Source organism: Kordiimonas sp., from assembly GCF_048264555.1.
Taxonomy (GTDB): Bacteria; Pseudomonadota; Alphaproteobacteria; order Sphingomonadales; family Kordiimonadaceae; genus Kordiimonas.
In genome coordinates this window covers 117,659-143,142 of sequence record NZ_JBLXCX010000004.1, presented here as the reverse complement: position 1 = coordinate 143,142, position 25,484 = coordinate 117,659, and the positions used below count along the sequence as shown (strand labels likewise).

The 25,484-nt window shown below is 56.0% G+C and carries 17 protein-coding genes; 12 read left to right on the top strand and 5 right to left on the bottom strand.

The window, feature by feature from the left end:
- The first annotated feature begins 3 nt into the window (after window positions 1-3).
- Window positions 4-1,821, top strand: a complete 1,818-nt coding sequence (glmS, locus tag ACN0XZ_RS12615; RefSeq protein ID WP_417458132.1) for a glutamine--fructose-6-phosphate transaminase (isomerizing) — start codon at window positions 4-6, stop codon at window positions 1,819-1,821.
- Between the two features lie 186 nt (window positions 1,822-2,007).
- On the opposite strand, the gene ACN0XZ_RS12610 is transcribed toward glmS, so the two are convergent.
- The gene (locus ACN0XZ_RS12610; protein WP_417458131.1) at window positions 2,008-4,275 is read right to left on the bottom strand and encodes a TonB-dependent siderophore receptor; all 2,268 of its coding nucleotides are present in this window, start codon (window positions 4,273-4,275) and stop codon (window positions 2,008-2,010) included.
- 252 nt (window positions 4,276-4,527) lie between these two features.
- Here ACN0XZ_RS12610 and ACN0XZ_RS12605 point away from each other — a divergent pair, with 252 nt between their 5' ends.
- Window positions 4,528-5,550 carry a LacI family DNA-binding transcriptional regulator gene (locus tag ACN0XZ_RS12605; RefSeq protein ID WP_417458130.1) on the top strand — a complete coding sequence of 341 codons (1,023 nt, stop codon included), beginning with the start codon at window positions 4,528-4,530 and terminating at the stop codon, window positions 5,548-5,550.
- On the opposite strand, the gene pgmB is transcribed toward ACN0XZ_RS12605, so the two are convergent.
- Both pgmB and ACN0XZ_RS12595 read right to left on the bottom strand, forming a co-directional pair.
- The gene (gene pgmB / locus ACN0XZ_RS12600; RefSeq protein ID WP_417458129.1) at window positions 5,547-6,203 is read right to left on the bottom strand and encodes a beta-phosphoglucomutase; all 657 of its coding nucleotides are present in this window, start codon (window positions 6,201-6,203) and stop codon (window positions 5,547-5,549) included. The two genes, ACN0XZ_RS12605 and pgmB, sit on opposite strands and share 4 nt — an antisense overlap.
- A gap of 25 nt (window positions 6,204-6,228) precedes the next feature.
- Window positions 6,229-8,577, bottom strand: coding sequence for a glycoside hydrolase family 65 protein (locus tag ACN0XZ_RS12595; protein WP_417458128.1), 2,349 nt, complete (start codon window positions 8,575-8,577; stop codon window positions 6,229-6,231).
- Between the two features lie 144 nt (window positions 8,578-8,721).
- Between ACN0XZ_RS12595 and ACN0XZ_RS12590 the strand changes: the two genes are divergently transcribed.
- The 3 genes from ACN0XZ_RS12590 to ACN0XZ_RS12580 all read left to right on the top strand — a co-directional run bounded on the left by ACN0XZ_RS12590 (window position 8,722) and on the right by ACN0XZ_RS12580 (window position 12,980).
- Window positions 8,722-9,957: an MFS transporter gene (locus tag ACN0XZ_RS12590; RefSeq protein WP_417458127.1), complete on the top strand. Its 1,236-nt coding sequence runs from the start codon at window positions 8,722-8,724 to the stop codon at window positions 9,955-9,957.
- Between the two features lie 211 nt (window positions 9,958-10,168).
- On the top strand, window positions 10,169-10,759 hold the full coding sequence (locus ACN0XZ_RS12585) for an N-acyl amino acid synthase FeeM domain-containing protein (RefSeq protein WP_417458126.1): 591 nt from the start codon (window positions 10,169-10,171) through the stop codon (window positions 10,757-10,759).
- A 157-nt stretch (window positions 10,760-10,916) separates the two neighbouring features.
- On the top strand, window positions 10,917-12,980 hold the full coding sequence (locus ACN0XZ_RS12580) for an ATP-binding protein (protein ID WP_417458125.1): 2,064 nt from the start codon (window positions 10,917-10,919) through the stop codon (window positions 12,978-12,980).
- Here ACN0XZ_RS12580 and ACN0XZ_RS12575 read toward each other — a convergent pair.
- Window positions 12,949-13,599, bottom strand: coding sequence for a response regulator (locus tag ACN0XZ_RS12575; protein WP_417458124.1), 651 nt, complete (start codon window positions 13,597-13,599; stop codon window positions 12,949-12,951). The genes ACN0XZ_RS12580 and ACN0XZ_RS12575 overlap by 32 nt on opposite strands.
- Before the next feature lie 135 nt (window positions 13,600-13,734).
- On the opposite strand from ACN0XZ_RS12575, the gene ACN0XZ_RS12570 reads away from it, so the two are divergent.
- The 3 genes from ACN0XZ_RS12570 (at window position 13,735) to ACN0XZ_RS12560 (ending at window position 18,541) form a co-directional block, all read left to right on the top strand.
- Complete coding sequence (locus ACN0XZ_RS12570; RefSeq protein WP_417458123.1) at window positions 13,735-14,115, top strand: ArsR/SmtB family transcription factor; 381 nt, start codon at window positions 13,735-13,737, stop codon at window positions 14,113-14,115.
- 173 nt (window positions 14,116-14,288) lie between these two features.
- A complete protein-coding gene (locus ACN0XZ_RS12565; protein WP_417458122.1) occupies window positions 14,289-17,411 on the top strand; it encodes an efflux RND transporter permease subunit in 3,123 nt (1,040 codons plus the stop codon).
- Between the two features lie 44 nt (window positions 17,412-17,455).
- Complete coding sequence (locus ACN0XZ_RS12560) at window positions 17,456-18,541, top strand: efflux RND transporter periplasmic adaptor subunit (protein WP_417458121.1); 1,086 nt, start codon at window positions 17,456-17,458, stop codon at window positions 18,539-18,541.
- 46 nt (window positions 18,542-18,587) lie between these two features.
- Here the strand turns inward: ACN0XZ_RS12560 and ACN0XZ_RS12555 are convergent, their stop codons facing one another.
- Window positions 18,588-19,613: a hypothetical protein gene (locus ACN0XZ_RS12555; protein WP_417458120.1), complete on the bottom strand. Its 1,026-nt coding sequence runs from the start codon at window positions 19,611-19,613 to the stop codon at window positions 18,588-18,590.
- A gap of 247 nt (window positions 19,614-19,860) precedes the next feature.
- Here ACN0XZ_RS12555 and ACN0XZ_RS12550 point away from each other — a divergent pair, with 247 nt between their 5' ends.
- Genes ACN0XZ_RS12550 through ACN0XZ_RS12535 form a run of 4 tightly spaced genes read left to right on the top strand, consistent with a single transcriptional unit; the run spans window position 19,861 to window position 25,441 of the window.
- Window positions 19,861-21,882: a tetratricopeptide repeat protein gene (locus ACN0XZ_RS12550; protein ID WP_417458119.1), complete on the top strand. Its 2,022-nt coding sequence runs from the start codon at window positions 19,861-19,863 to the stop codon at window positions 21,880-21,882.
- A 33-nt stretch (window positions 21,883-21,915) separates the two neighbouring features.
- Window positions 21,916-23,214 (top strand): phosphoenolpyruvate mutase, encoded by a 1,299-nt coding sequence (aepX, locus tag ACN0XZ_RS12545; RefSeq protein ID WP_417458118.1) that lies wholly within the window; start codon window positions 21,916-21,918, stop codon window positions 23,212-23,214.
- Window positions 23,214-24,341, top strand: a complete 1,128-nt coding sequence (gene aepY, locus ACN0XZ_RS12540; protein WP_417458117.1) for a phosphonopyruvate decarboxylase — start codon at window positions 23,214-23,216, stop codon at window positions 24,339-24,341. The genes aepX and aepY overlap by 1 nt, the downstream gene beginning before the upstream one ends.
- Window positions 24,341-25,441, top strand: a complete 1,101-nt coding sequence (locus ACN0XZ_RS12535) for a phosphonoacetaldehyde reductase (protein ID WP_417458116.1) — start codon at window positions 24,341-24,343, stop codon at window positions 25,439-25,441. The genes aepY and ACN0XZ_RS12535 overlap by 1 nt, the downstream gene beginning before the upstream one ends.
- Window positions 25,442-25,484 lie beyond the last annotated feature (43 nt).

The following is a 25,484-nucleotide window of genomic DNA, read 5'->3' as shown; positions in this document are numbered from 1 at the left end:
TCCATGTGTGGGATCGTCGGAATATTAGGCAAATCTGCGGCTACACCGCGCATTCTGGAGAGCCTGAAACGGCTTGAATACCGCGGATACGACAGCGCAGGCATCGCCACGCTTGATGGCGGTGAATTAACCCGCTGTCGTGCGCCGGGCAAGCTTGAAAACTTAAGCGCCAAACTCGGGCAAACGCCTCTGGCTGGCAACAGCGGCATCGGTCACACCCGCTGGGCAACCCACGGGGAACCAACAGAGGCCAACGCCCACCCTCACATGACCGACCGCATTGCCATTGTTCATAATGGCATTATTGAAAACTTCCGCAGCCTGAAGGCAGAACTGCTGGGCAAAGGCACCAAGTTTGAAGGCGAAACCGACACTGAGGTCGTTGCTCACCTTCTGACCCGTTACCTGAGTGAAGGTCTCGCGCCTAAAGACGCTTTCCATAAAACCCTTGGTCGTCTGGAAGGGGCTTTTGCCCTTTGTGTACTGATCAAGGGCGAACAGAATATGATGTTCGGCGCGCGGGAAGGCAGCCCACTGGTTGTTGGCCTTGGGGATGGTGAGAACTACCTGGGCTCGGATGCCATGGCGCTTGCGAGCCTCTCAAACCGGCTCATTTACCTAGAGGAAGGTGATTGGGCCCAGTTGAGCCGCGAGGCCGTGCAAGTGTACGACGCGGCAGGCAAGGCTGTCACACGCCCCACCACCATCAGTCAGGTTGCCGCAACGATGGTGGACAAGGGCAACCATCGCCACTTCATGCAGAAAGAAATTTTTGAGCAGCCGACGGTAGTGGCGCAAGCACTGGGGCGGTACCTGGACCCGAACAAAGGCAAAGTACGCCTGCCCGACATGCCGTTTGAACTGGCGACAGTGCCCAAGATCACGCTGGTTGCCTGCGGCACGAGCTATTACGCGGCCCTTGTCGCCCGTTACTGGATCGAGAAAATCGCCCGTGTACCGGTTGATGTGGATATCGCGTCAGAATATCGCTACCGCGACCCGGTGTATGTTGACGGTGGGCTCGCCCTCTTTATCTCGCAGTCAGGAGAGACAGCAGACACTCTGGCCGCCCTAAGGCACGCAAAAGCCGCCGGGCAGCACATTGGTGTGCTGGTAAACGTCATGGGGTCCACCATGGCGCGGGAAGCAGATGTTATTCTGCCCATCCATGCCGGGCCGGAAATTGGGGTCGCAAGCACGAAGGCATTCACGTGTCAGCTTAGCGTGCTGGCCGCATTCGCCATCAATCTCGCCGCAGCCAAAGGGCAGATCAACGACGAGCAGGAAGACGCCTATGTGAGCGAGCTGGAGACAGCCCCCAAGCTCATGGCGCAGGTGCTGCATCATGACGAGAAGTTGCAGGATATCGCGCGCTCCATCGCGCATGCCCGTGATGTGCTCTTTGTCGGGCGGGGTATCCACTTCCCCATCGCGATGGAAGGCGCGCTCAAGCTCAAGGAAATCAGCTATATCCACGCTGAAGGTTATGCCGCCGGCGAGCTGAAGCATGGCCCCATCGCGCTGATCGACGAGAATGTGCCTGTGATCGGCATTGCCCCGAACGATGACCTGATCGACAAAACCGTTTCAAACCTTCAGGAAATTATGGCGCGGCAAGGCAAGGTTATCCTGCTGTCTGACAATGCTGAAAGCGAAGCCGAAGGCATGTTTGCCCGCTTTGAAATGCCAACCGCAGGTGAGCTTGTGGCCCCGATCATCTACGCCATACCGGTGCAGCTTCTGGCGTATTATGCAGCCGTTGAGAAAGGTACGGACGTTGACCAGCCACGTAACTTGGCCAAATCGGTCACTGTCGAATAAGGCTCAACTTCTTTTCTGAACCAGCCGCTAGTGAAATCTCACAGCCTAGGTTCTGTAACCAAACCAGTACATATAAAAAAGGCGCTACACCCCGGGAAGAGATGTAGCGCCAGGCCCCAAATACTGGGTGGGAAACCATAGGGAGTAGCCAAGGGCGAACTAACGCCCATGGCCAATACTCGAAACTTAGAAGTCGTAGCCAATGCTGAACTTGAAGGACCGACCCAGGATCGGGCGACCGTTCGGCGCAGCAGGGTTCCGCGGGTCACCTTCGGTGATGCCGTGGCTGTCTGTGAGGTTATCTGCGTGAACCTGGAAGAAGAGATTTGAGCTTGTGCGCACGAGCACGCCAGCGTCAACCTTCTCGTAACCCGCCAGCTCAACAGAGTTGCCGTTGTCACCAAAACGTTTGCCGACAAGCTGTACAGCACCATATAGCGTTGCTGTCATATCGCCGATCTCGAAATCATAGCTTGGTGAGATGCGAGCCTGCCATTTTGGCTGACGAAGAACCTGATTGCCGATGTCTGTCGCTGTGGTGGACTCGGTGATCTCCGCATCCTGCAATGTGCCAAGGAAGGAGAGGTTGAAGGCGTCATACGTATAGTGCCCTTCAAACTCCACCCCAACGGAGCGGGTTTTAAACGCAACCGCACCAACGGTGCTGCCTACCACGCTCGAGAAGCTGTCGTTCTTGTTATAGAAAACAGTCGCGAACAGGCCAACATGGTCGCTCGAGAACTTCACGCCACCCTCAAGCTGCTTCACGCCGTTGACGTTGAGGTTGTTTTCCCGCACGTCATCGAAGTGAGGCATCAGGTAACCATCGGAATAGCGCGCGAACACACCCAGATCGTCACTGAAATCATAGTTTACAGCGGCAGTGTATGCCCACTCTTTGTCATTGAGCGTTGTTGCAAGATCACGTGTGCCGTCAGGGAAGCCCGGGCCGCTATCGAGCGTATAGTCGATCTCGAACCACTCATGGCGCAGGCCAAAGTCAAACCGCAACTCAGGTGTGATCTGCCAGCTATCGGCGATATAGAGCGCATCTGCCGTCGCGTCGCCCGCACTGTCGAGACCATAGGCCCAGCAGCCGGAGCCTGAGCCTGCGTCCGCGAGGGCAGAACAGGCTGTACCCGCGTCGAGGAAATCACCATTTGCCACGTTATGCAGCGGGGTAAAGTTACCGATCGTCCAGAAATCATCAGACGACCATGTTGCCTTATAGTAACCGAAGGTAACGTCGTGATCGCCAACCATTTTGTTGAGGCTGAGGTCGTTGGTGAAGCTTTCCAAATCTTTCTGCACCACCCAGTGGCCATAGTTCTGGACATACTCGCTGCCCGCGAGGTCAACACCGCCGAGTGTGGTTGCGGAACCGCTTGCAAGCGCAGACACCTGCACCGGGCTCCCATCAGGCACCAGGCCATATGTATCGGCCGCACCCTTGGTGTAGGATGTGTTGTTACGAACACGCCAGCCATCGCCCAGATCAAAGTCGATCTTCAGGCCGGAGATGGAACCATCCCAACCGCGACCGTCGGCAAAATCAAACTGTTCCGTCTCGCCGTTGCCATGCACCTGAAGCGTACGGAAACGGGTGTTGTTGCCAAGTTGCGAAAACTCGCCAAGATCATTGCCGGTAAACAGCGCCATTGGCAGGTACCACTGTCCGTGATCATCGGTCACACGGGTGAATGCGCTGATCTCGCCATTATCAAACTCTTTAGTCAGGTGAACAGTGAACTGGTTCCCCTTCTCGGAGTTGAACTCAGCGTCGCGCACACCGTGCGAGCTGCGGATATAACCACCCACCATATAATAAAGGCCATCATCAATCTGGCCCGAAAGCACGGCATCAACGCGCTGCAGGTTATAATCTGACGTGGTGTATTTCACGCGGCCTTCGGTTTCAGGGCCGCCCTTCTTCAGGTTGAAGTTAAGTGTCACACCCGGTTCACCGTTCGAGAATACTGAGTTGGGACCACCGCGCAGCGCTTCTGCGGACTGGATGGTCTCATCCACCCGGAAGATGGAGCTTTGTTCAAAAAACGACAGCATCTCGGTGCCGTAGATAGGGGCGCCGTTCAGCGACATGGTCACGAAAGGTGCATCACCACCACCCGGCAGGCCACGTACGTCAATGTTCGCACCAGCGATACCGCCTGAGCTTTCCGCCCAAACACCGGGCACGAGCGTAAACAGCTCTGCGGTGCTTTTGGCGCCTGCAAGGCCGATGGTGTCAGCATTCATTGTTGTGATAGCGAAGCTTGCATCCTGCTTGCGCACACCGGCACCGCCAGGTGTACCCAAAACGACAATCTCTTCAAATGCCATGTTGTCGGCATCTGCGTTCGCTTCCGCGTCTTGCGCCGAAACAGCCGTTGCCGACATGGCAACAATCGCCGCAATCGCGGTCGATGATTTTAATACTCTATGTGAAAAACGCATCAGTTTGGCCCTCCCACGCCTTACATTTCCTTGACCTCTTAACGCCGCGACCTGTTGGGCTGATACCATGATGGGAGCCTGACCTATAAAGCTACCAACCGGCAAATAATACTTATAGCCAACCGCGCACAGAGGCGTTGATGCATTATAGCTACGCTTCTTTGCAATCGATTGCAATACAAAATTTCAATCGATTGCATGATTTTGTAATAATCCTCGACAATGAGGCAAAACTGCATGTAGTAAAAACCTATGAACAAAAGCAAAACCCTGACCATGGCGGATATCGCGCAACTGGCTGGCGTCTCTGAGGCGACGGTCTCTCGCGCGCTTAAAAACAGTGAGTTGATCAACAAAGAAACGCGTGCACGCATCCAGGGCATCGCACGCGAACATAACTACAAGGTCAACACCGCCGCGCGGAACTTCCGCACCCAGAAGACCCACACACTGGCCGTGGTGTTGCTGGTTGATAAAGAGTGGGGGCATGAGGTTTCAGACGCGTTTTTGATGGTGCTTCTGGGCAGCATCGCCGATGAAGCAGCGCATCATGGCTATGACCTGCTGCTGTCCACCAACCCGCATGATATTGACGACCTTGCCGATTATTACATCGACAGCAAGCGTGCGGACGGCCTGATCATCATCGGCCAGGGACGCAATGACCCGCGCCTTGACCGTCTGGCAGCCAGCGGTACGCCCTTCATTGTGTGGGGGGCTGAGATGCCGGAACATGACTATCTTACCGTCGGTAGTGACAACCGCACCGGCGGCTATGAAGCCACCTCTCTCCTGATCAGGAACGGGCGCAAGCGCATCGCCTTCATGGGAGACGCCCGCCACCCGGAGATGGAACACCGGCTTGATGGATACTGTGACGCACTGCGGGATGCTGGCATACCCTTTGATGCAGACCTAGTGATCCCCACCGATTTTTCCCGCTCAGACGGTTACATGAAAACCGATCACATCATCCTTGACCCCACCTTCAAGTGTGATGCGATTTTTGCGGTCAGCGACAACATCGTGCTTGGCGTCGTGAAACGGTTGAGCGAAGCTGGCGTTGCCGTACCCGATGATGTGGCAATTGTTGGTTTTGACGATAACCCGCTGGCGGTCTTCGCTACCCCGGGCATTACGACTGTGCGACAAGATATTCGCCTTGGTGGCAAACTGCTGGTACGCAACCTGCTCGATATCATTGGCGGGAAAACCGTAGATCATACAGCCATGCCAATTGAGCTGGTTGTACGGCAGTCGTGCGGGAACGCCTAACGCGCCAGAACTTTCAATCCGTTTTCCAGAAGCATCTCTGTTGTGGGCAACACCAAATCTGCCTCGCGCAAGGTTTCCGCGTCCCCCACCCCGATTGCCGTCATGCCTGCAGCCTTGATCGCCGTAACGCCTGCTGCCGCATCTTCAACGCCAATACATTCGCTGCCACGCAAACCAAAGGCATCAGCGACATCAAGGAATATATCTGGCGCCGGTTTCCCGTTCGGGATCGCACCCGCGTCAGCAACATAATCAAACACGCCTTCTATTCCGAGACTGCTGATCACTTGTGGCGCGTTGCGACTGGCTGAAGCCAGCCCGATCTTCCAACCTACCGCCTTAAGCCAATCAAACGCCTCTTGGATACCGGGCAGAATGTCTTTGGGGGATATCTCACGGATCAACTCTTTGTAATCTTCATTTTTCTGATGTGCGAGCGCGGCCTTCTCGGGGTCAGAGAAAACCCTGGCAGACTTCGCCAGAATGAACTCCAGCGATTCCATCCGCCCCACGCCTTTCAACTGGTCATTGTCAGCATGATCAAATTCAACGCCCACAGACCGCGCAAGCCGCTGCCACGCGAGGAAATGATAATGGGCGGTATCAGTAATCACCCCATCAAGATCAAAAATACAGGCTCGAAAACAAGACACACGAACACTCCTGCACATATAGGGGTTAGATTTCCATCAACTTGGGCTCACCGGGAAGCAGCTTGATGGTTTCACCGGCATGGTCAATCGACAGCTGATTGTTGCCCAGAAGCTTATACGCGGCCCCCTCTGCGCTGACCTCTACCTCAAGCACCTGGCCTTGAAACTGAACCTTGAAACTGTACCTATCCCAACCTTCAGGCAAATACGGCCTGAATGAGAGCTTACCAGCCCCAAAGCGCATGCCCGCAAAACCATAGGTAACGCCCATCCACGACCCGGCCATACAGGCAATATGCACACCATAGTGGGTATTGCCGTGCCTGTTATCGATGTCCATACGATAGGTTTCTTCAAAGAACTCCAGCGCCTTCGCCTTGTCCCCTACCTCGGCGTTAGCGATTGCATACATACAGGCTGAAAGTGTGCTGTCATGCGTGGTGCGGGGCTCATAGTAGGCAAGGTTCCGGCGCTTGTCTGCCGCATCAAATTTGTCTGAGAGCAGCATCTGCGCAAGCACCACATCCGGCTGTTTCAATACCTGATGCCGGTAGATCACCAACGGGTGATAATGCAGGAGAAGCGGATAATGATCCTTCGGCGTGCCCTCAAAATCCCACTCCGGCTTATCGAGGAACCCGTCACACTGCTCATGAATGCCGAGCGCCGCGTCATAAGGCAGGTACATGTTTGCGGCCGCCTCCGCCCATGCCTGAACCTCCGCCTCTTCAAGCCCGATCTTCGCTTTCAGGGATGCATATACATCCGGCATATCTGCCTTGATCCGCCCGGCAAGTGCGGCTGCGTTTTCAAGGTGATGCTGCGCCATCATGTTGGTGTAGAGATTATTGTCCGTCATTGCGGTGTATTCGTCAGGGCCTGTTACCTCGCTCAGGCAGAACTTGCCACCCTTCCGCGCATTAAAGTGGCCAAGGTCCATCCAGATACGGGCGGTTTCAAACAACAGCTCGGCACCGCCTTCCTTTAGGAAAGCGTCATCACCCGTTGCCCCCACATATTGAAGCACCGCATAGGCGATGGCCGCATTGATGTGATACTGTCCGGTCCCTGCCGGGAAATAGCTTGAGCATTCCTCACCGCCGATGGTGCGCCAGGGGAACAAAGCACCCTTTTTATGCGCCATGGTGCGGGCCCGTTCGCGCGCTTTATCAAGCGTGCTGATACGGTAAGAAAGCAGCGCCCGCGCGACCTCCGGCTTGGTGAAAACAAAAAACGGGACGGCATATATCTCCGTATCCCAGAAATAGTGCCCATCATACCCTGCACCAGTAAGGCCCTTGGCGCTTAACGCGCGCTTGCCGTCCTTGCCGGCGCTCTGGAACAGATGAAAGAGATTGAAGCGCATGCCTTGCTGCACGGCGACCGGCCCCGCAACAGTAATGTCTGCCGTGCCCCAGAAATCCTCAAAGCGTTTTTTATGCTCGGCCAACAAGCGGCCGAAACCGGTTTTCTGCGCCGCTTCCAGCTCAGCCCGCAAAAGAGCCATCAAACGCGGTTGTTCAGCTACCTTCCCGTCGCTATAGGCAACATATTTGGTAAGCTCAATCTCGCTGCCCGGGGTCAGTGTCGCGGAAACCTCGTGCCCCCAAAAGCCGGGAGACAAAACCTCACCGCCACTCATCCGCTCACCAAAGCTCAGCACATAACCAGCGTTTACCACAGCGTCACTGTCGGTCACGCTATGGCTGACCACACGGCCACCGGCAACCAGCTCAGCCTTTGGTGTGGTCAGGCAGTCTTTGATTGAAAGTGCACCCGCCCGCGGGTCTCCGCCGCGGCCTGTCGCACCGTAGGCAGCGTCAAGGCCTGTCTTGATCTTGACCTCACCGCGGTATCCGTCTGAGACAACAGTGTAACGGAAGGCAATTAACCCGGGCTGGGCAAGTGAGACAAAACGCTCACACCTGACATCGAGATATTGCCCCGCCCCCAGTTGCCACCGGGTTAGCCGCTCCAGCACGCCCGTGCGCATATCCAGCGAACGACGCTGGGAAACAGAGGCGCTTTTACCCTGCACCAACACGTCACCACCGGCGCTCAGCTCAAAACGCTTGCCGTCCGGCACAAGGATCATTTTGTTATTATGGGTCGCGAGGCCAAAAGCGCCTTCATCGTAATGGATGGGTTCTCTCAAGTAGACACCATTGATAAATGTGCCTTCAACCGACGGGGCGCCGGGTGCGACGGGGTCTTCGAATGTGCCGCGTGTGCCAATATAGCCATTCGCTTGGGCAAACAAGGTTTCCCCGACCGCAAGCGCTTCCCCATCAAACCCTTCTTCCACCAAACACCATGGGTCGGCCTTGAATTGAGGTGCGGCATTGCCGCGCTTATCAGCAGAACTCACGGTCACAATCTTCCCTTCACTCGACCCCTAGAATCACCGCTATAATATCTTCTTTGCAATCGATTGCAATACTGATATGTTCGCTTTCGGCTTCAGTAGAGATTGGGAAGATCCTACTGTGATGCTGAGGGGAAAGTTGTGGGAGGCGTTATGAGCAACTGGCGTATCAGGTTCTCATTGTTTTTGATCTATTTCGTTTTTGCCATACTGCTGAACAGCGTTGGCACGGTGATCCTGCAAGTGATCAAAAACTTCGATCTGACACACGCGGACGCGAGCGTGCTTGAAGGTTATAAAGACCTGCCCATCGCAATAGTGTCCTTTCTGGTCGCATCCTTCCTCCCCCGCTTTGGCTTCCGTAACGCCATGATGACCGGGCTTCTGCTCGTCACGCTAGCCTGTATCGCGATGCCGCTTGTGCCCACCTTCCTGACCACCAAGCTGCTTTTCCTGACGGTTGGCGTTTCTTTTGCACTGGTGAAAGTCTCGGTTTATTCCACGGTCGGCTTGATCACTGACGGCAAAAAATCTCACGCCAGTTTCATGAATACGCTTGAGGGTATTTTCATGGTTGGCGTGCTGACGGGCTACGGCATGTTCAGCTACTTCGTTGAGGACGGGAACCGCTACTCACAAACATGGCTCGGTGTATATTGGCCGCTTGCTGTGCTGACGGCACTGAGCATTGTCATCATTTACTTCACCCCGCTTGATGAAAGCGAGGCCCATCACGAAGGCAGCAGTCTCAAAGACGACTTCATGGATATGATGCGTCTTGTCATTCGGCCCATTGGGTACATTTTTGTCATCTCCGCCTTCCTTTATGTGCTGATTGAACAGGGCATTGGCACATGGCTGCCAACCTTCAACAATGAAGTGTTGATGCTGCCGGAGAGCATGAGCATTCAGGCCACCAGTATTTTTGCAGCCACACTGGCGATTGGTCGCCTGAGCGCAGGCGTTGTGATGGCGCGTTTCGATTGGTATCCGGTGCTGAATGTATGCATTCTCGCGGTTGGTGCGCTTGTACTTATAAGCCTGCCCATGGCGGAAAACATCATGCACAACCCAAATGTGACCTGGACCGATGCACCGGCGGCCGCCTATATCTTCCCGCTGATCGGGCTATTTCTTGCGCCCATCTATCCCGCGATCAATTCAGCGGTCTTGAGCGCACTACCCAAATACCAGCATTCGGAGATGACCGGGCTCATCGTCATTTTCTCAGCCCTTGGCGGCACCACAGGGTCCATCATCACCGGTAACGTGTTCGGCAACTTTGGCGGCAGCACCGCCTTTTATCTCTCCCTCGTGCCGCTTACATGCATTCTCATCGCCCTGTTTTTCTTCAAACGGGAAACGGTGAAGAACCAAACGGTCGAATAAGCAGCGCAAAAAAAGGCCCTAAAAGCCTATAGAGCTTCATCTAAACCGCCGGATTTCCGGCGGTTTTGTTGCATTTGAGCCGCAATTTTTCCCGTGAAACCAATATTTTACGTCTAATAAGTGTATTCCTGTAACCAAGAGTTTCCTTACAGCTTAAAATAAGTGTGGGATAGCATGCCCGCTAACGTTTTTAGCTGAACAGGAGAAACTCATGTTAACGACCCAAACCCAGAAATCAGCGGAACAGCAAATTTACGAGCTCCGCTACACAGCCTATCTCGACAAAGCGTCCATCAAGGAGAACAACCAGCACACCTTCATGGACCCCTATGACACAGCCCCCAACTGTCATTCCTTCATTGAATATATTGAGGGCATTCCCGCTGGTTCGATCCGCGCGTGTGTCTATCAGCCTGAACGGCCGGACCTCGGCATCCCGGCGCAGGAACTTTTCCCCGATGAGATGGAAGGCCATATCGGATTCGATGCCCGGGTGGTGGAATCCAATAAGTTCGTGGTTCACCCCACCTTCCAGCACAAGGCGCTGCGCCTGAAGTTCAAGCTTTTCAAAAATGTCTTCGACAAGGCGCTCGAGGTTGGTGCCGACTATATTGTCACCTCCCCCCGCGCCACCCAGGTTGATTTTTACAAAAGCATGCAGTTCGAACCCATATCGGGCGTAAAACGTTCCCTCGCCCTGGATTTTGACGTTGTGCTGATGGCGTGCAACCTGCGCGAAGCACGTCAACTTGTGAACAGCGACCCCAAATATAAGACCCTGCGGCGTTTCGGGCTTTGTTAAACACGACTAAAGCCGGGGCCATTTTTTGGCCCCGGTTAACACTTATTTCATCTAAAGATGCAAAAAAACACGTGATACATGTAGCGCGAAAGAATAAAGCCCTATAGTATGTAGTATGCACAATTACTCCATATTGATGGAGACAGGGGATTAACAAGTGACTGGCTATCTTGTTGTTGCGTTGATCGACTTCGCGGTATCGATCTACGTCCTGCGCGCTTCGCGCAGCAAGACAGCCGTGTCTTTTGCCCTTCTGTGGTTCTGCTTCGGCATCTGGTCCCTTGACCTGTTCCTCGCGTCATCAGTGGCGGACATCACTGCCCTCGCGCCGTGGTTCCACGGCTTGCGCTTCGGCATGTTCTTTATAGCACCCTGCATGATTATATTTTTTACCCAGATCACACAGGCACGCTTAAACCCCGCCCTCAAGGGGGTAATTGCAGTTTCATCGCTGACAAGCCTCGCGCTCTACGGCGCGAACCTGCTCTGGAAACCAAGCCAACTGATGGCCACAGCAGAAGGCTTTGTCACAGCCCCTGACCTGATATCAACGGTGCATGAGGTCAATTTTGTCGGCGCCAGCCTGTTCTGCCTGATGCTTGTTGGGCACACCCTCAAGACAGCAATCTTCCGGGAGCGGCAGCGCATGCGCTGGCTGATGGTTGCCATTATCAGCGGCACCACACTTGGCATCATCAGTTTTGGTTCCTCGAAACTTTTTGGCATGGCGGGCAACATACTTGGCCTATCCATCCTCGCTTATGCGCTGTTGCGGCACCATATGATCAGCGTTGGCGCGGCGGTGCATACAGGCCTTATCAAGGCGATCTCACTGGTCAGCCTTGGTGCGGGTTTCGCGCTGCTTGAGCTCGCGATCGCCCAAACCAGCTTGACGCTTTATGAGCTTGGCTTCCTGCGTTTCACAGCGCTCTTTGCCATGGTAGAAGCTTACCCGCGCCTCACGCTCGCGCTTACCGGCTTGCGTGATAAATATTTCACCCGGCCCAGCTATAATTATGAATACACCACCACATGGATGCTGAAGGGGCTGAAAAACTGCTCCTCCCTCAGCGGGCTAACAGATCTGTGTGACGATGTTTTCCTGAAGCTCGTGCAGGTCCAGGACTATGCGATAGACCTGAATGCGGCGCATTTTGGTACGGACGGTCAATCAGACTGGCTGCGCCTGCACACAATGCGCGACAGCAAACAAGCGTCTTTGCAAGCAACACCTGACGGTAGCCAGGCACTTCTCAAACACCTTACCAACCAGCGCGGCATCACTTTCCATGACGAGGCACCTGAAGATAGCAGGCCGGCTTTTGCTGACGTTCGCGCCAGTGCCTGTGTGCCGATCATGCTGCGTGGGGATATCGCCGGTTTCATTACCCTTGGCCGCCCGCTCAAGAGCGAACAATTTACCGCAGACGACATTCGCCTGCTGGACTGGATATCAACTGAGATTGGCCCGGCGCTTGAGCGGCTGACGGCACACGACCTGCTTGAAAGCAGCCTGAACGAAGCCGAGAAAACCCTGACCGTTGTGTCTCGCCTCAACGAATATAACCATGACGTCAAAACGCCATTTTCCAATATCGAAGCGCTTTTGCTGGCGGGCGACGCCTTTTCACCTGAGGAGCAGCAGGCCAGAATTCTTGAACAGGTGAAAAAGGGTCATGCGCTTGTCTCCACCATGGCCCGCATGCTGAAGGGCCAACATAAAAAGACCTTCAGCCGTTTCAACCTCAATGAAACCATTCGCGATGTTGTCTCAAGCTTCCCGACCCACGCGAGCCTCGTGCGCCTTGAGCTTGATGACCTGCCACCGTTCGATGGCTATGAGGAAGAGATCGGCATCATGCTCTCAAACATCCTCTCAAATGCCTTCCGGGCGCTGAACAAGGCGAAATCAAGCGTCACCATCTCAACATCCGCCGATCAGGATATGATCAGTTGCACCATCAGGGATAACGGCGCGGGCATGAGCAAGGAACGTATTGCAACGCTGTGGGACAAGTCTGAAACCGGCCACCGGGCTCAAGGCGGTTCCGGCATTGGCATGGGGGTTATCAAACGTATTGTGGCGGAACATGGCGGCACCATCACTGCCACCAGCACGCTCGGTGAGGGCACGGAGTTTCATCTCTCCCTGCCCGCAGCAAAGCGCATGAAACCGAGAGACAGCGGCGCTACCGGTCTTCGGGTGGTTGGTGGCAACTGATATTCTGCAGCACCACCGCCAGCTTCTCCGTCGTTAGCGGTTTGGCAAAATAGTCCTTCATACCAGCTCCCATACACTCCTCGCGCATCTGGTCGCCGCGTGGGTCGTTAGACATGCCAACCATATAGGGGACAACTCCCCCGTTCTTTGATGCCAGCTCACGTGCAGCTTCAACGCCGCTCATAATCGGTGTGTTCCGGTCGAGGAAAATAAGGTCGAAATGCTCCCGCTCACACCACGTCAAGGCTTCCGCACCATTCGCGCATAACACCACGCTACACCCGCTTTGTTCGAGCATCCTGCGGCCGATATCCCGGTGCAGCTCGTCATCATCAACATAAAGCACATGGTATGCGGCGCGAGTTCCCGTTGCGCTCTCAGGCATCACCTGCCGAACGCTTGGCGCTATAAGCTGTGCAAAAGCATCCAGCCGGCAACTCAACCGGTCCAGTTGGTTTTCGATCTCGCGTGCTGGTGAGGCTTGTGCGCCATCGTCATCCAGAAGGGCTGCAAGCGCCCGAATGGTCAAAAGCGGTGTGCGCAGGTCATGGACCAGCGCCGCCGCATCATCCGCGAGCACAGCGTTCCTGCTATTGTCTTTTTTACGGTCATCGCTCATCAGCACCCCCAACGGCCATGGTCATCATCCATAGGGGGACCCAGCTAGGGCGTCAATGGAATGCACCCACAATAATAGTTAGCAAACCACCTAAATATTGGTTGCCAACATAACCCGAGGATGATAGTTAGGCACATGACTAACAATAATGCAGCACTTGATCAGGTTTTCCATGCCCTGTCGGATAAGACACGCCGCGCGGTTATCCGGCGCCTGTCTGACGGCCCGATCACGGTCAGCGAACTGGCAGCCCCCTTTGGCATGGCCCTGCCATCTTTTATGCAGCATCTCAAGGTGTTGGAACGCAGCGGTCTGATCCGGTCAACGAAGGCGGGGCGTATTCGCACCTGTGAGCTTGAGCCCGCCACGCTGGACACAGCCGAAGACTGGCTGATCGGCCAACGCGCGCTTTGGAGCGAACGATTTGATCGGCTCGACGCTTACCTGACCAAAGTGCAGGAAGACGAGGACGGGGTTCAGGCACAAAACCAAACTAAAGTATCACCGAAAGGCTAGAAACCATTACCTCGCAAAACGCGAACCACGCAAAAGCGTGACATTTTTCAGACAGTTTTGAGCAATGTAATATAAACGCCAAACGAGAGTGCCAAAACCGCTTGCCAGAGAAGAACGAATAGAGAACTTTTGGCGCTCAAGGCACAGAACACAACACACGACAGAGACAAACCATGAAACTAACACGCCAAAGCCTCAACAATCCGGCGGCCGTTGCTATTGTATCTGCAGTTGTAATGCTGCTGGGTATCATGTCGGTCGTGAATATGCCTGCGCAACTGCTGCCGCAAATCCAGAAACCTATCATTTCTGTGGTGAATTCGTGGCCGGGTGCCTCGCCCGCAGAGATGGAATCGGAAATCGCCGTGCCGGTTGAGGAAGTGCTGCAGGGCACCCCCGGCATGACCGAGATGGTTTCCTGGAATATGGCCAACTTTGGTTTCATGCAGCTTGAGTTCGCGCTTGATACGGATATGACCACCGCCCTTATCGAGGTGATCAGCCGTCTCAACCGCCTGCGCCCTCTGCCCGCAAGTGCCGAAAAACCGCAGATTTTCATGGGTGAATGGGGCGACGCGAACGACACATTGATCGACTACTACATCCAGATGGAAGACCTGAACCCCGAACAGGTCGCCAAAAACCGCCGGTATATCCGTGACGTGATCGTGCCTGAGATGCAGTCGCTCTATGGCGTGTCGCGTATCGAGTTTGATGATGGCAGCGGCGGCACGGGTGAGCAACTTCAAATCATCTTCGACCCCTACCGCGCGGCAGAACTCGGCATTGACATTGCCAAGGTACCGGCCCGTGTTGGTCGGTCAGTAGATATCTCCAGCGGCTTTGTGGATGTGGGCCGCAAGCAATATACCGTGCGCCTTGAAGGCCGGTATGACGCTGACGAGCTTGCAGACCTCATTCTCGAATGGCGGAACGGCCTGCCGGTACGCCTTGGTGATGTGGCCACGGTCAAGATCGATATCGGCCGCGCTGACGGTTTTATCTACCAGAACGGCAACCCGTCCTTCCGTATGGGTATCTCAAAAAACAACGACGCCAACGTGCTTGAAGCGCTTGAAGGCGTGAAGGCAAAGATGGACCAACTGAACGCAGGTCCCTTTGCCGAACGCGGCCTGAAGGCACAGTTCTCTTTTGACCCGAGCGTTTACATCAACCGGTCCATCAGCCTGCTGTCTGGCAACCTTGTTGTCGGCATGCTGCTTGCGGTTTTTGCGCTTTGGCTGTTCTTGCGCCAGTGGCGCGCAACCATGCTGATTGCGCTTGCGATCCCAGTGTCTCTTCTGACCACATTCCTTGTGCTGCAGATGACAGGCCGCACGCTCAACGTCATCTCGCTCGCGGGTCTCGCGTTTGCAAGCGGTATGGTACTTGATGCTGCCATCGTGGTGCTTGAGAATATCGTGCGCCTGCGTGAACGCGGTGAACGCCCGCTTGAGGCAAGCGACAAGGGTGCAACACAGGTATGGGGTGCGCTTCTCGCCTCCACCGCCACCACGGTTGCTATCTTTATCCCGATCATGTTCCTTCAGGGTGCTGTGGGGCAGATGTTCGCCGACCTCGCTCTCACTATCGCGATTGGCGTAAGCGTATCGCTTATTGTTGCGGTCACGATCCTGCCGACAACGGCACGGTTCTGGATGCGCCAACTGCCGGAGCCGGAGCAAGGCATCACCATATGGGACCGCCTCACCGACCGCTTAATGACCGCGACCAACACGCACGTGAAACGGCTGCTGTGGGTTGGGTGCCTCATCACCATTTCGTTGACCCTTATTTTTGTGCTGCGCCCGCCTTTCAACTTCATGCCTTCCATGAAGCGGGACACGGTGGACAGCTTCCTCTTCTTCCCGCCCGGCACCAATGTGGAAACAGCGGACAAAGAGATCGCGCAAGTGATCGATGCCCGTATCCAGCCATACCTGAACGGTGAAAAAGAACCGAAGATCAGCGACTATTTCTTCTGGTCCTTCCCCGGCGCGACCGGCGGCTGGTTGGCGCTCAACGGTGAAGACGGGTCACGGCTCGAAGAACTGCAGAATGTGGTGCAAACCGAGATTATCTCCGGTATCCCGGATATGTTTGGCTTCACCATGCGCCGCAGCCTTTTTGGCGGCTTTGATGACAGCAACAGCGTGGAAATGCGCCTGATGTCCCCTGACCTTGACGCGGTGAAGAACGCGGCCATGGCCGGCATGGGTATCGTGATGGGCGCCATTCCCGGCGCTAACGCAAACCCGATGCCTGACCCGTTCGCCGAGGCGACCGAGTTGAGGTTCGAGCCCAATGATGAACGCCTTGCAGAAGTAGGCTGGACCCGTGACGACCTCACCATGGTTGTGCTGGAACTTGGTCAAGGGGCATGGCTTGGTGAATATTTTGACGGCACAACCCGGCTTGATATTTACCTGAAATCCGAACGGTTCAAAACACCGGAACAGATGGCAGACCTGCCAGTGATGACACCGAAAGGCGGGCTTGTGCCGCTGGGTGAACTGGCAACCCTCAAAACAACGCTGGGGCCCAACACGATTGCGCGCTTCGACCGGGGCCGGGCCTATAGTCTCTCGGTCAACCCGCCGGAAGGCATGTCGCTTGAGGAACTGATTGCTACACTGAAATCTGACATAGAACCGCAACTGATGGCCATGTTGCCACAGGGCAGCACCATCACCTATGCGGGCAGCGCGGCAGACCTTGATGAGGGTGTAGCCGAATTGATCAATAACTTCCTTCTCGCGGCGGCGCTTCTTATCCTGATCATGGCAGGGCTTTTCAAGTCACTCACCGATGCGCTCCTTGTTGCCATCTCCATCCCACTTGCGTGGGTTGGCGGTGTGCTTGCGATCAACCTGATGAACCTGATCAACTTCCAGCCGCTCGATCTTCTTGGCATGATTGGTTTCATCATCCTCCTGGGTCTTGTGGTCAACAACGCCATTCTGCTTGTTGAACAGACACGCCGGGCGGAAAGCCGCGGGTTCAGCAGGGTTGATGCCGTGCGTCAGGCCTTGCGCCTGCGCCTCAGGCCCATTTTCATGAGCACGCTGACAAGCCTGTTTGGCATGGCGCCCCTTCTCCTGTTCCCGGGTTCCGGCAGCGAGATTTACCGCGGCATGGCAGCGGCAATTGTGGGCGGCATGAGTGTTTCCACGCTTTTCACCCTCGTGTTACTGCCAAGCCTGCTGCAACTGACGCCCGGCAGCAACGTGACGAGCGAAGGCGCGGACATGGATAGTGACGACAATTTTGATAATAAGGCGAAAGCGGCAGAATAGCCGGGCGCCCAGCATTTAAAAAACAGCATAGAAACGAGTTTACGATGGCCTTGAACATTTCTTTTCATAAAACCCGAACAGCGGGTGCGGCTTTTCTCCTCGCCCTTACAGCCCTCGCGCCTGTTGTGGCGCAGGACATGCCGCAGATGCCGCCCGCGCAAGTAGAAGTAGCCACGGCAGAGACGCGCATGATGGCACCCGAGATGCTGGTATCAGGCACGGTGATCAGCCTCAATGACAGCCGCATCGCGAGCGAAGTTGAAGGCCCGCTTGCCTGGATTGCGCAGGTTGGCACAGCGGTAAAAGAAGGTGATGTAATCGCGCGGATCGACAACAGGCTGCTTTCTGTGGCAGCGCGGCGCGCGGAAGCAAACCTCAAGCGGCTACAGGCCAGCCTTGCCTTCCGCGAGCAGGATGTGAAGCGCTATGAGGAACTGGCGAAAAGCGACAACACCTCACAGGCCAAGCTGCAAGAAGTCACTGCCCAGCGCGATATGCTGATGCAGGAGATCGCCGATGCCGAAGCAACGCTTGACCGCGCGAAAGGCGACCTCGCGCGCGCTGAAATCCGTGCGCCTTTCCCAGGCCATGTTGTGCAGCGCCTCGCGAACAAGGGTGAGTATGTCAATATTGCCGACCCGATTGTCCGTCTTGTCGACAACGAGCATATCGAAGTTGTGATCCCGGCGCCCATCGCAATCACGCCTTTCCTCAAGGCGGGTGATAGTGTCGCGGTTCATGACGGGCGCACAAGCCGCATGCTGCCCATCCGCGCCGTTGTGCCGGTGGGGGACATGGTTTCACGCATGGTGGAAGTTCGCCTGACCTCAAAACCCGAGTTCTGGATGGTGGGCACACCTGTGAAGGTAAGCCTGCCCAAGGAAGAGGCGCAAGAGGCCGTGGCCGTGCCGCGCGACGCCCTTATCCTCAAGGGCGGCACGCAGTACCTTTTCAAAGTTGGCGCGGATAACAAAGCCGAGCAGATCACCGCAGACGTTCAGGCTGCGATCGGGCTTTGGGTTTCCCTGAAAGACGGCTTGGCTGAAGGCGATAAGGTAGTGATCCGTGGCGGTGAACGGCTGATGCCCGGTCAAGACGTCATGATCAAGAGCGAAGGTCAGGGTCGGTAACTAACCCTTAGACCCTACAACCAAGACCATGGGCTTGAGGTAGTGGCTACTTCAGGCCCATATTCTTTTTGATCTTGCTGATATCTTCCCGCAGCTCTTTAAGGAGCATGAGGTTAAGGTTCAAGGCTTCTGTCACCCCCGCCACCGTTACCGGGTCATTCTCAATCGGCTCAGCCCCTTGCCGCTTGGGCACGGAGTTCCAGCCCGGCATGGCGAAGTTCTTGAGGAAAGTGTGTTTGATCCAGTGGTTCTCGGCCTTGAACCGCTCCATGATCTCCCGGCGCGTGTCGTCGTCAAGCGGATAGCCCTGCGCACTGCCCGAGGTGACATGCAGGCTGGTGATAAAATCCGTCAGCTCACTATCGTTGGTGCCATCAAACAGATAGGGGCTTTCCTTGAGCGCACTGCGCAACTCATCGGTCAGCCCGGCTTCTTCTGTGGGCAGCTCAGGGGCCAAAACGGCTTCTGCCCCAACCGCAGACCAGAAGTCAGCGGCAATATGCCCGCCCTCCAGCACCTTTGGCCAGGTAAGGCGCACACGCATATGTTCAGCGCCAAACACGCCCATGTAAGCGCTCAGCACACCCTGGTAGATGCCCTTGTCTGCAGCCGATAGCTGCTCTTGTACATAAGTGTGCAGCCCAACGCCCGTTTTGAACGCGCCGCGCCGCCAGCTTTCCACCAGCCAGTCATCCTGCCGGGCGAAATAATAGATGATCTTGCAGTCGAAATAGGATTTTGCGGCGGCGAGCATATCAGCGGCTGCGGGCGTATTCAGGCCTTCGCCTGTGAGGATCACCGCCTTCAGCTTCAGCGCCTCAGCCTTGGCATGTAGCGCCTGAAACTCAGCCGCGAGGTCCACCTTTTTACCCGCCTGCTGCGCCTCTAACTTGCCCGCTATCAGCGCATCAGGAAATGTCACGCTGGCTTTTTTGCCCACCACCGAAAAGGCCGCTGAGCATAGACCAATACCCGCACTCATGAGCGCACCATGGCCCGCCGCCAGCGTTTGACGGATCAAACCGCTGCCGCAGTTCTCATGCCCAACATAAATATACAAGGTGGTGGTCATCTATCGCTCCGGTCGTGTGGTGGTGTGCTGCCGCAACGCCAATCACATGCGGACCATATAGCCCCGCACTTTAGCCCAAGGCAATGCCCTATTCATCCTGCCTTCATCTGCCATCCATGAAACTTCGCGCGCACGGCATCTGGTTGCGTGACATTTCGGTGAAGGAAATGCTACACCAAGATGCATTCAGCAACCTGACGAGAAACCGCGCCAACAGAAGCGCAAGGCCTACCCTATGTTCAATCCCATGAGATCGATACAAAAGTTGCGCGACAAGCAGGCAATACGCCGCGCGCGGCTGGTGTTTGACCGTGGTGACTGGCGAGGTGTTACCTTGTCCCTCGCGCCGCTTGCTGCACGGCCCGCGCCGCGGCCGGAAGGGGTTATCCTTCTGGTGCGCGCTTACCGGCAGATGCAAGAATTCCAGGCCGCCATTCAGTGCCTTGAACCAGCCCTAAGCGCGAAGCCAGACCACACCGGGCTTCTGTTCCAGAAGGCGTCACTGCTTCTTGAAATGGGGGAGGCGAGGGATGCGCTCGCCCTATGCACCACAAAGGTCGCGGCCCTTGGCAAACACGCGGGCTACGCGCGTCTGCTCGCCGCGTGTAAAGACGGCGCCAGGCTGCAAGCGGTGCTGGGCACCACAAAGCTGATGGCAGAGATCAACACGCTTGAGCATGAAAACAAGTGGCCCAAGGTGGCGGATATCCTGTGGCCCATCTGGCAGGCGAAACACCCGTTTGATATCCCGCCGCTGTATACCAAGCTCGCCACGGGTCTGAGGCACGCTTACCGCTTTGATGATGCCCATAAGGTCATCCGTAGTGGCCTTGAAACGCTATCGCACACATTTGACCTTGAGGTTACGCTCGGTGAACTGTTGATGGCTGAGCGCAAGTGGGACGCTGCTGCTGCGCAGTGGCGAAAAGCCATCGAGCAAGCGCCAGCCACCCCCGTGCCCGGCCTATACATTCGCCTCGCGGACGCTCACCTGAACGCTGGCGAGCGCAATGATGCCGAGCGCGTGATTGGTGAGGGTCTCAGGCAGCACCCCGGCCAGCCCTCTCTCATCAAAAAACAAGTGCATGTGGCATTCGGCAGCAAGGCGTGGGCCCACACGCTTGAGCTTATAGACACCCTGCCCGCTGAACTGAAAGCCGAAGCGAGCATCCAGAAAGTGATGACCGAGGCCCGGTTTGAGCTCGCGACCGCGATTGCGGAGGACGCCTACGAACTGATGGATGCGGGTGACAAGGAGGCCGCACGAGCCCGCTTCGCGGAGGCACTTGATACCGCTGGCCTCAAAACCTCCGCGCAGGCGTGGCTGGAAGCCTTCGATGCGCTCAGTGGTATAACCACGCCCGGTGCTGTACCCACCATTCTGCACGCACCCGCGTTACAGAAAATCATGGTGGCGGGCACCGGCTGGTCCGGCTCCGGCGCGCTTTATGATTTTTTCCGCGAGTTTGAAGGTGTCACCCCGGTCCACGGTGAGTTTCGCCATATCGAGCATAGCGACGGCTTGCAGGGTATTAAGCGCAAACGCGCGCTTGAGCCGCACGCACAAGCCTTCTTTGCTAAAATCGCACTGGGCCTTGCGGCCTATGATGACAAAGGCGGTTATATCCCGGTGCAGTCAGCCCGCTGGTGCGCGGGCAACGACAGCGCCACATACGCGGAGGCCGTTGGTAATGTACTGCGAGCCTACGGCAGCTTTGTGGAAGGTGGCAGGCAATCCCCCGCGCCCCTTCAGGCCGCCACCAATGCGCTGGTGGATGCGGTGATTGAGGCGATCCTTGGCTGCACGCCTGAGCATGGCAAAACCTTCCTTCTCGATAATGTGATCCACTGCCAGAATGTGGCCCTGAGCGACTATCTGGAAAACTTCCACTATTTTGCGGTGTTTCGAGACCCGCGCGCGCAGTTCACCGCCAATATGGCGGAAAACCCGAACTTCCACCGCGACGTGCCGCGCTTTATCAAAAGCTATCGTGATTACCGGCAAAAATTTGAGCGCGATCAGAAAAACACCCAGCTAAAGGGCGGCCAAATTACTGTCGTCCAGTTTGAGGAATTTGTGCTATCGGAGGACTATCGCATGGCACTTGCGGGCCGGCTTAATATCGGCGCGCATCTTTCGAGACATAAATATTTCGACCCCGAAGTCTCTGGCCGCAATGTGCGACTTCATGAAGCCTATGCAGACCAGGACGCGATCAGGCAGATTGAAGCAGCCTTGCCAGAGTTTCTTTGGGAAACAGACCATTAATTAAACACAAGAAGACGATCAGGAACGATACGAATGCCGACAGTATATATGGGGATGAGCGCAGACCTCCTGCACCCGGGTCATGTGAACATTATCAAGAAAGCCGCCGAGCTTGGCGAGCTGACCATCGGCCTGCTGACAGATAGCGCCATCGCGAGCTACAAGCGCCTGCCCTTTCTCACTTTTGAGCAGCGTAAAAGCGTTGTTGAGAACATCAAGGGCGTGGTGCGTGTGGTGCCACAGGAAACCCTCAATTATGAGCCTAATCTGCGTACCTATAAGCCCGACATTGTAGTACATGGGGACGACTGGAAAACCGGCGTACAGAAAAAAACCCGCGCGCGCGTTATTGAAGTGCTGGCTGAATGGGGCGGCAAGCTGGTTGAGTTTCCCTACACGGAAGGCATCTCCTCAACCCAGCTTCATGGCAGCATCAAGGAAGTGGGCACCACGCCCGATATCCGCCGCCGCACGCTCAAGCGCCTGATCGACGCCAAACCCATCGTGCGCATCATGGAAGCCCATAACGGCATCTCCGGCCTGATTGTCGAACACGCCAAGTCATCCAAGGATGGCCGCACACTGGAGTTTGACGGCATGTGGGGCAGCAGCCTCACGGAATCGACCGTCAAAGGCAAACCGGATATTGAAGTGGTGGATATTTCCACCCGCCTTTCCACCCTCAATGAGATCTTTGAGGTTACCACCAAACCGCTGATTTTTGATGGCGACACCGGCGGCAAGCCGGAGCATTTTGCCTTCACCGTGCGCTCGCTTGAACGCCTTGGCGTTTCTGCTGTCATCATTGAAGACAAGGTTGGCTTGAAGAAAAACTCCCTCTTCGGTAACGAGGTTGCACAGCAGCAGGCCAGCATTGAAGACTTCTGCGACAAGATCCGCACCGGCAAGGCATCGCAGGTCACGCGCGACTTCATGATCATCGCGCGCATTGAAAGCCTGATCCTTGAGCAAGGGCTTGAGGATGCCATCACGCGCGCGAAAGCGTACCTCGAAGCGGGCGCAGACGGCATCATGATCCACAGCCGCCAGAAATCACCGGATGAGATTTACGCCTTCTGCGAGATGTATGCGGCGCTTGGTGCAGACAAGCCGCTCGTGGTGGTGCCTTCAAGTTTCAATGAAGTGTATGAACATGAGCTTCAGGAACGCGGCGTGAAGATCGTGATATACGCCAACCAGCTTTTGCGCGCAGCATACCCCAGCATGATGAAAGTGGCGGAAAGCATCCTCCATCACGGCCGGTCCGCAGAAAGCAGTGAGCTTTGCATGCCGATCAAGGAAATCCTCGACCTCATTCCGGGAACACGGTGATGATTGAACCGCAGGCCTTTTATGCTGAGCTACAGAAAGCCGGGGTGTCTTTTTTCACCGGGGTGCCGGACTCGCTCCTTAAAAGCTTCTGCGCTTATGTGACAGCCACCATGCCGCCCGAACAGCATATCATCGCCGCCAATGAAGGCGGGGCGGTTGGCCTTGCGCTCGGCTATCATATGGCAACCGGCAAAGTGCCGCTGGTGTATATGCAGAACTCCGGCCTCGGGAATATCGTCAACCCGCTGCTGTCGCTGGCTGACCGTGAGGTATATAGCACCCCCATGCTCATGCTGATTGGCTGGCGCGGGCAACCGGGCGTGAAGGATGAACCGCAGCACGTAAAACAGGGCCGTGTGATGTGCGCCATGCTGGACGCGATGGAAATCCCCTACGCGAACATCGGGCATAACGGCGAGAGCGCCAAAGCCGCCCTTGATAAAGCGCTTGGCTATATCGCCGAGCATAATGCCCCCTACGCGCTGCTGGTCGAGAAAGGTGCTTTCGCGGACTATAAGCTCGCTGGCATAACCGAAGACCTGCCCATGACGCGGGAAGAGGCGATCAAGGCCATCATTGGCACATTACCTGAAGACGCCGCCGTAGTTGGCACAACCGGCATGGCCTCACGTGAACTGTTTGAAGCCCGCGCCCATGAAGGCACAGGGCATCACCGGGATTTCCTTACCGTGGGCGGCATGGGCCATGCCTCTCAAATCGCACTTGGTATTGCGCTCAACCAGCCTGAGCGCACTGTTGTGTGCCTTGATGGGGACGGGGCTGCGCTCATGCATATGGGGGCCATGGCCATCATCGCCAATCAGGCGCCCGCAAACTTCATTCATATCGTTATCAACAACGGTGTGCATGGCTCTGTGGGCGGGCAGCCAACAGTGGCCCGCGATATCAGCATGCCCCAGATTGCCGAAGGTTGTGGCTATAAGGCCGTGCATAGTGTGGATGATGAAACGGCCCTTACCAACCTGCTGCAAAGCGATTTGCCGAAGCCAGCCCTTATTGAGGTGAATGTCAAACAAGGTCACCGGTCCGACCTTGGTCGGCCAACCTCCAGCCCGCAGGAAAACAAGGGTGACTTCATGCGCTTCCTCAAGGCGGACAAACCCTGATGCCAAGCCAGAAACAGATATCATGGGCCAGTTTGGGCGAAGAGTATCTGGGCCGCGCGCGCGGCGTGTTTCTGGTTGCAGGCACCGGGTCTTTCTCCGCCTCCGGCGCGAAGGCCAAGTTTCAAGTCGCGTGCGGTGAAACCCCCGTGGTACGGTTTTCTGACTTCACCGAAAACCCGCAACTGAGCGAAATAACCGCAGGCGTGGAGAAATTCTGCGCAAGTGGGTGTGACCTCATCGTCGCCATCGGCGGCGGCAGTTCCATCGACATCGCCAAGTCGGTGCATATATTGGCTGGGCATGATGCGAGCGACCATGCGAGCCTCCTCAGGGGTGAAAAAGACCTCACGCCACCAGCGGCGGACCGGCATTTCATTGCCGTGCCCACCACCTTCGGCACCGGCTCAGAAAGCACACAGTTTGCGGCTGTTTATATCGGGGACGCGAAATATTCACTCTCACACGAGGCAGGCTTGCCGGAAGCTTATGTGCTTGACCCAGCGCTTGCGCTCTCAGCCCCGCCCATCGTCAGGGCCAGCACCGCGATTGATGCGCTATGCCAGGCTATCGAATCATATTGGGCGAAGGACGCAACAGAGGAGAGCCGCGTTTATGCCGCAGAAGCCATCCCGCTCCTCAGGGACAATGTGAAAGCTTATGTGACCGGTGATGACCTCAGCGTCGCGACCAATATGGCGAAAGCCGCCAACCTGTCTGGTCGTGCGATCAACATCTCCAAAACCACAGCCCCGCATGCGCTTTCCTACGGCATCACCAAACGATATGGCGTGCCGCACGGGCAAGCGGTTGCGCTGACCCTGCCCGCTTTTTTCAGTTTGAATGCCGAGCGCGGCGATGCTGACACCAAAGCCCGCATGGGTGAGATTTTTGAGCTTCTTGATGTACGGGACGGCGCTGGCGCGAAAGCGTGGTTTACCGCGCTATTGACCGCGACCGGACTAAAAACCCGTGTGCGGGAGATTGCAGACATCAGCCCGGAAGACGCGCGCGCGCTTGCCGCACAGGTCAACCTTGAGCGGCTTGGCAACCACCCCATTACCCTCACGGAAGATGACCTGACCACTGCCTTGCTGACCTAGGAAGGCGCGCAATCTCGCTTTATTGTCACACAAGCTAAACACT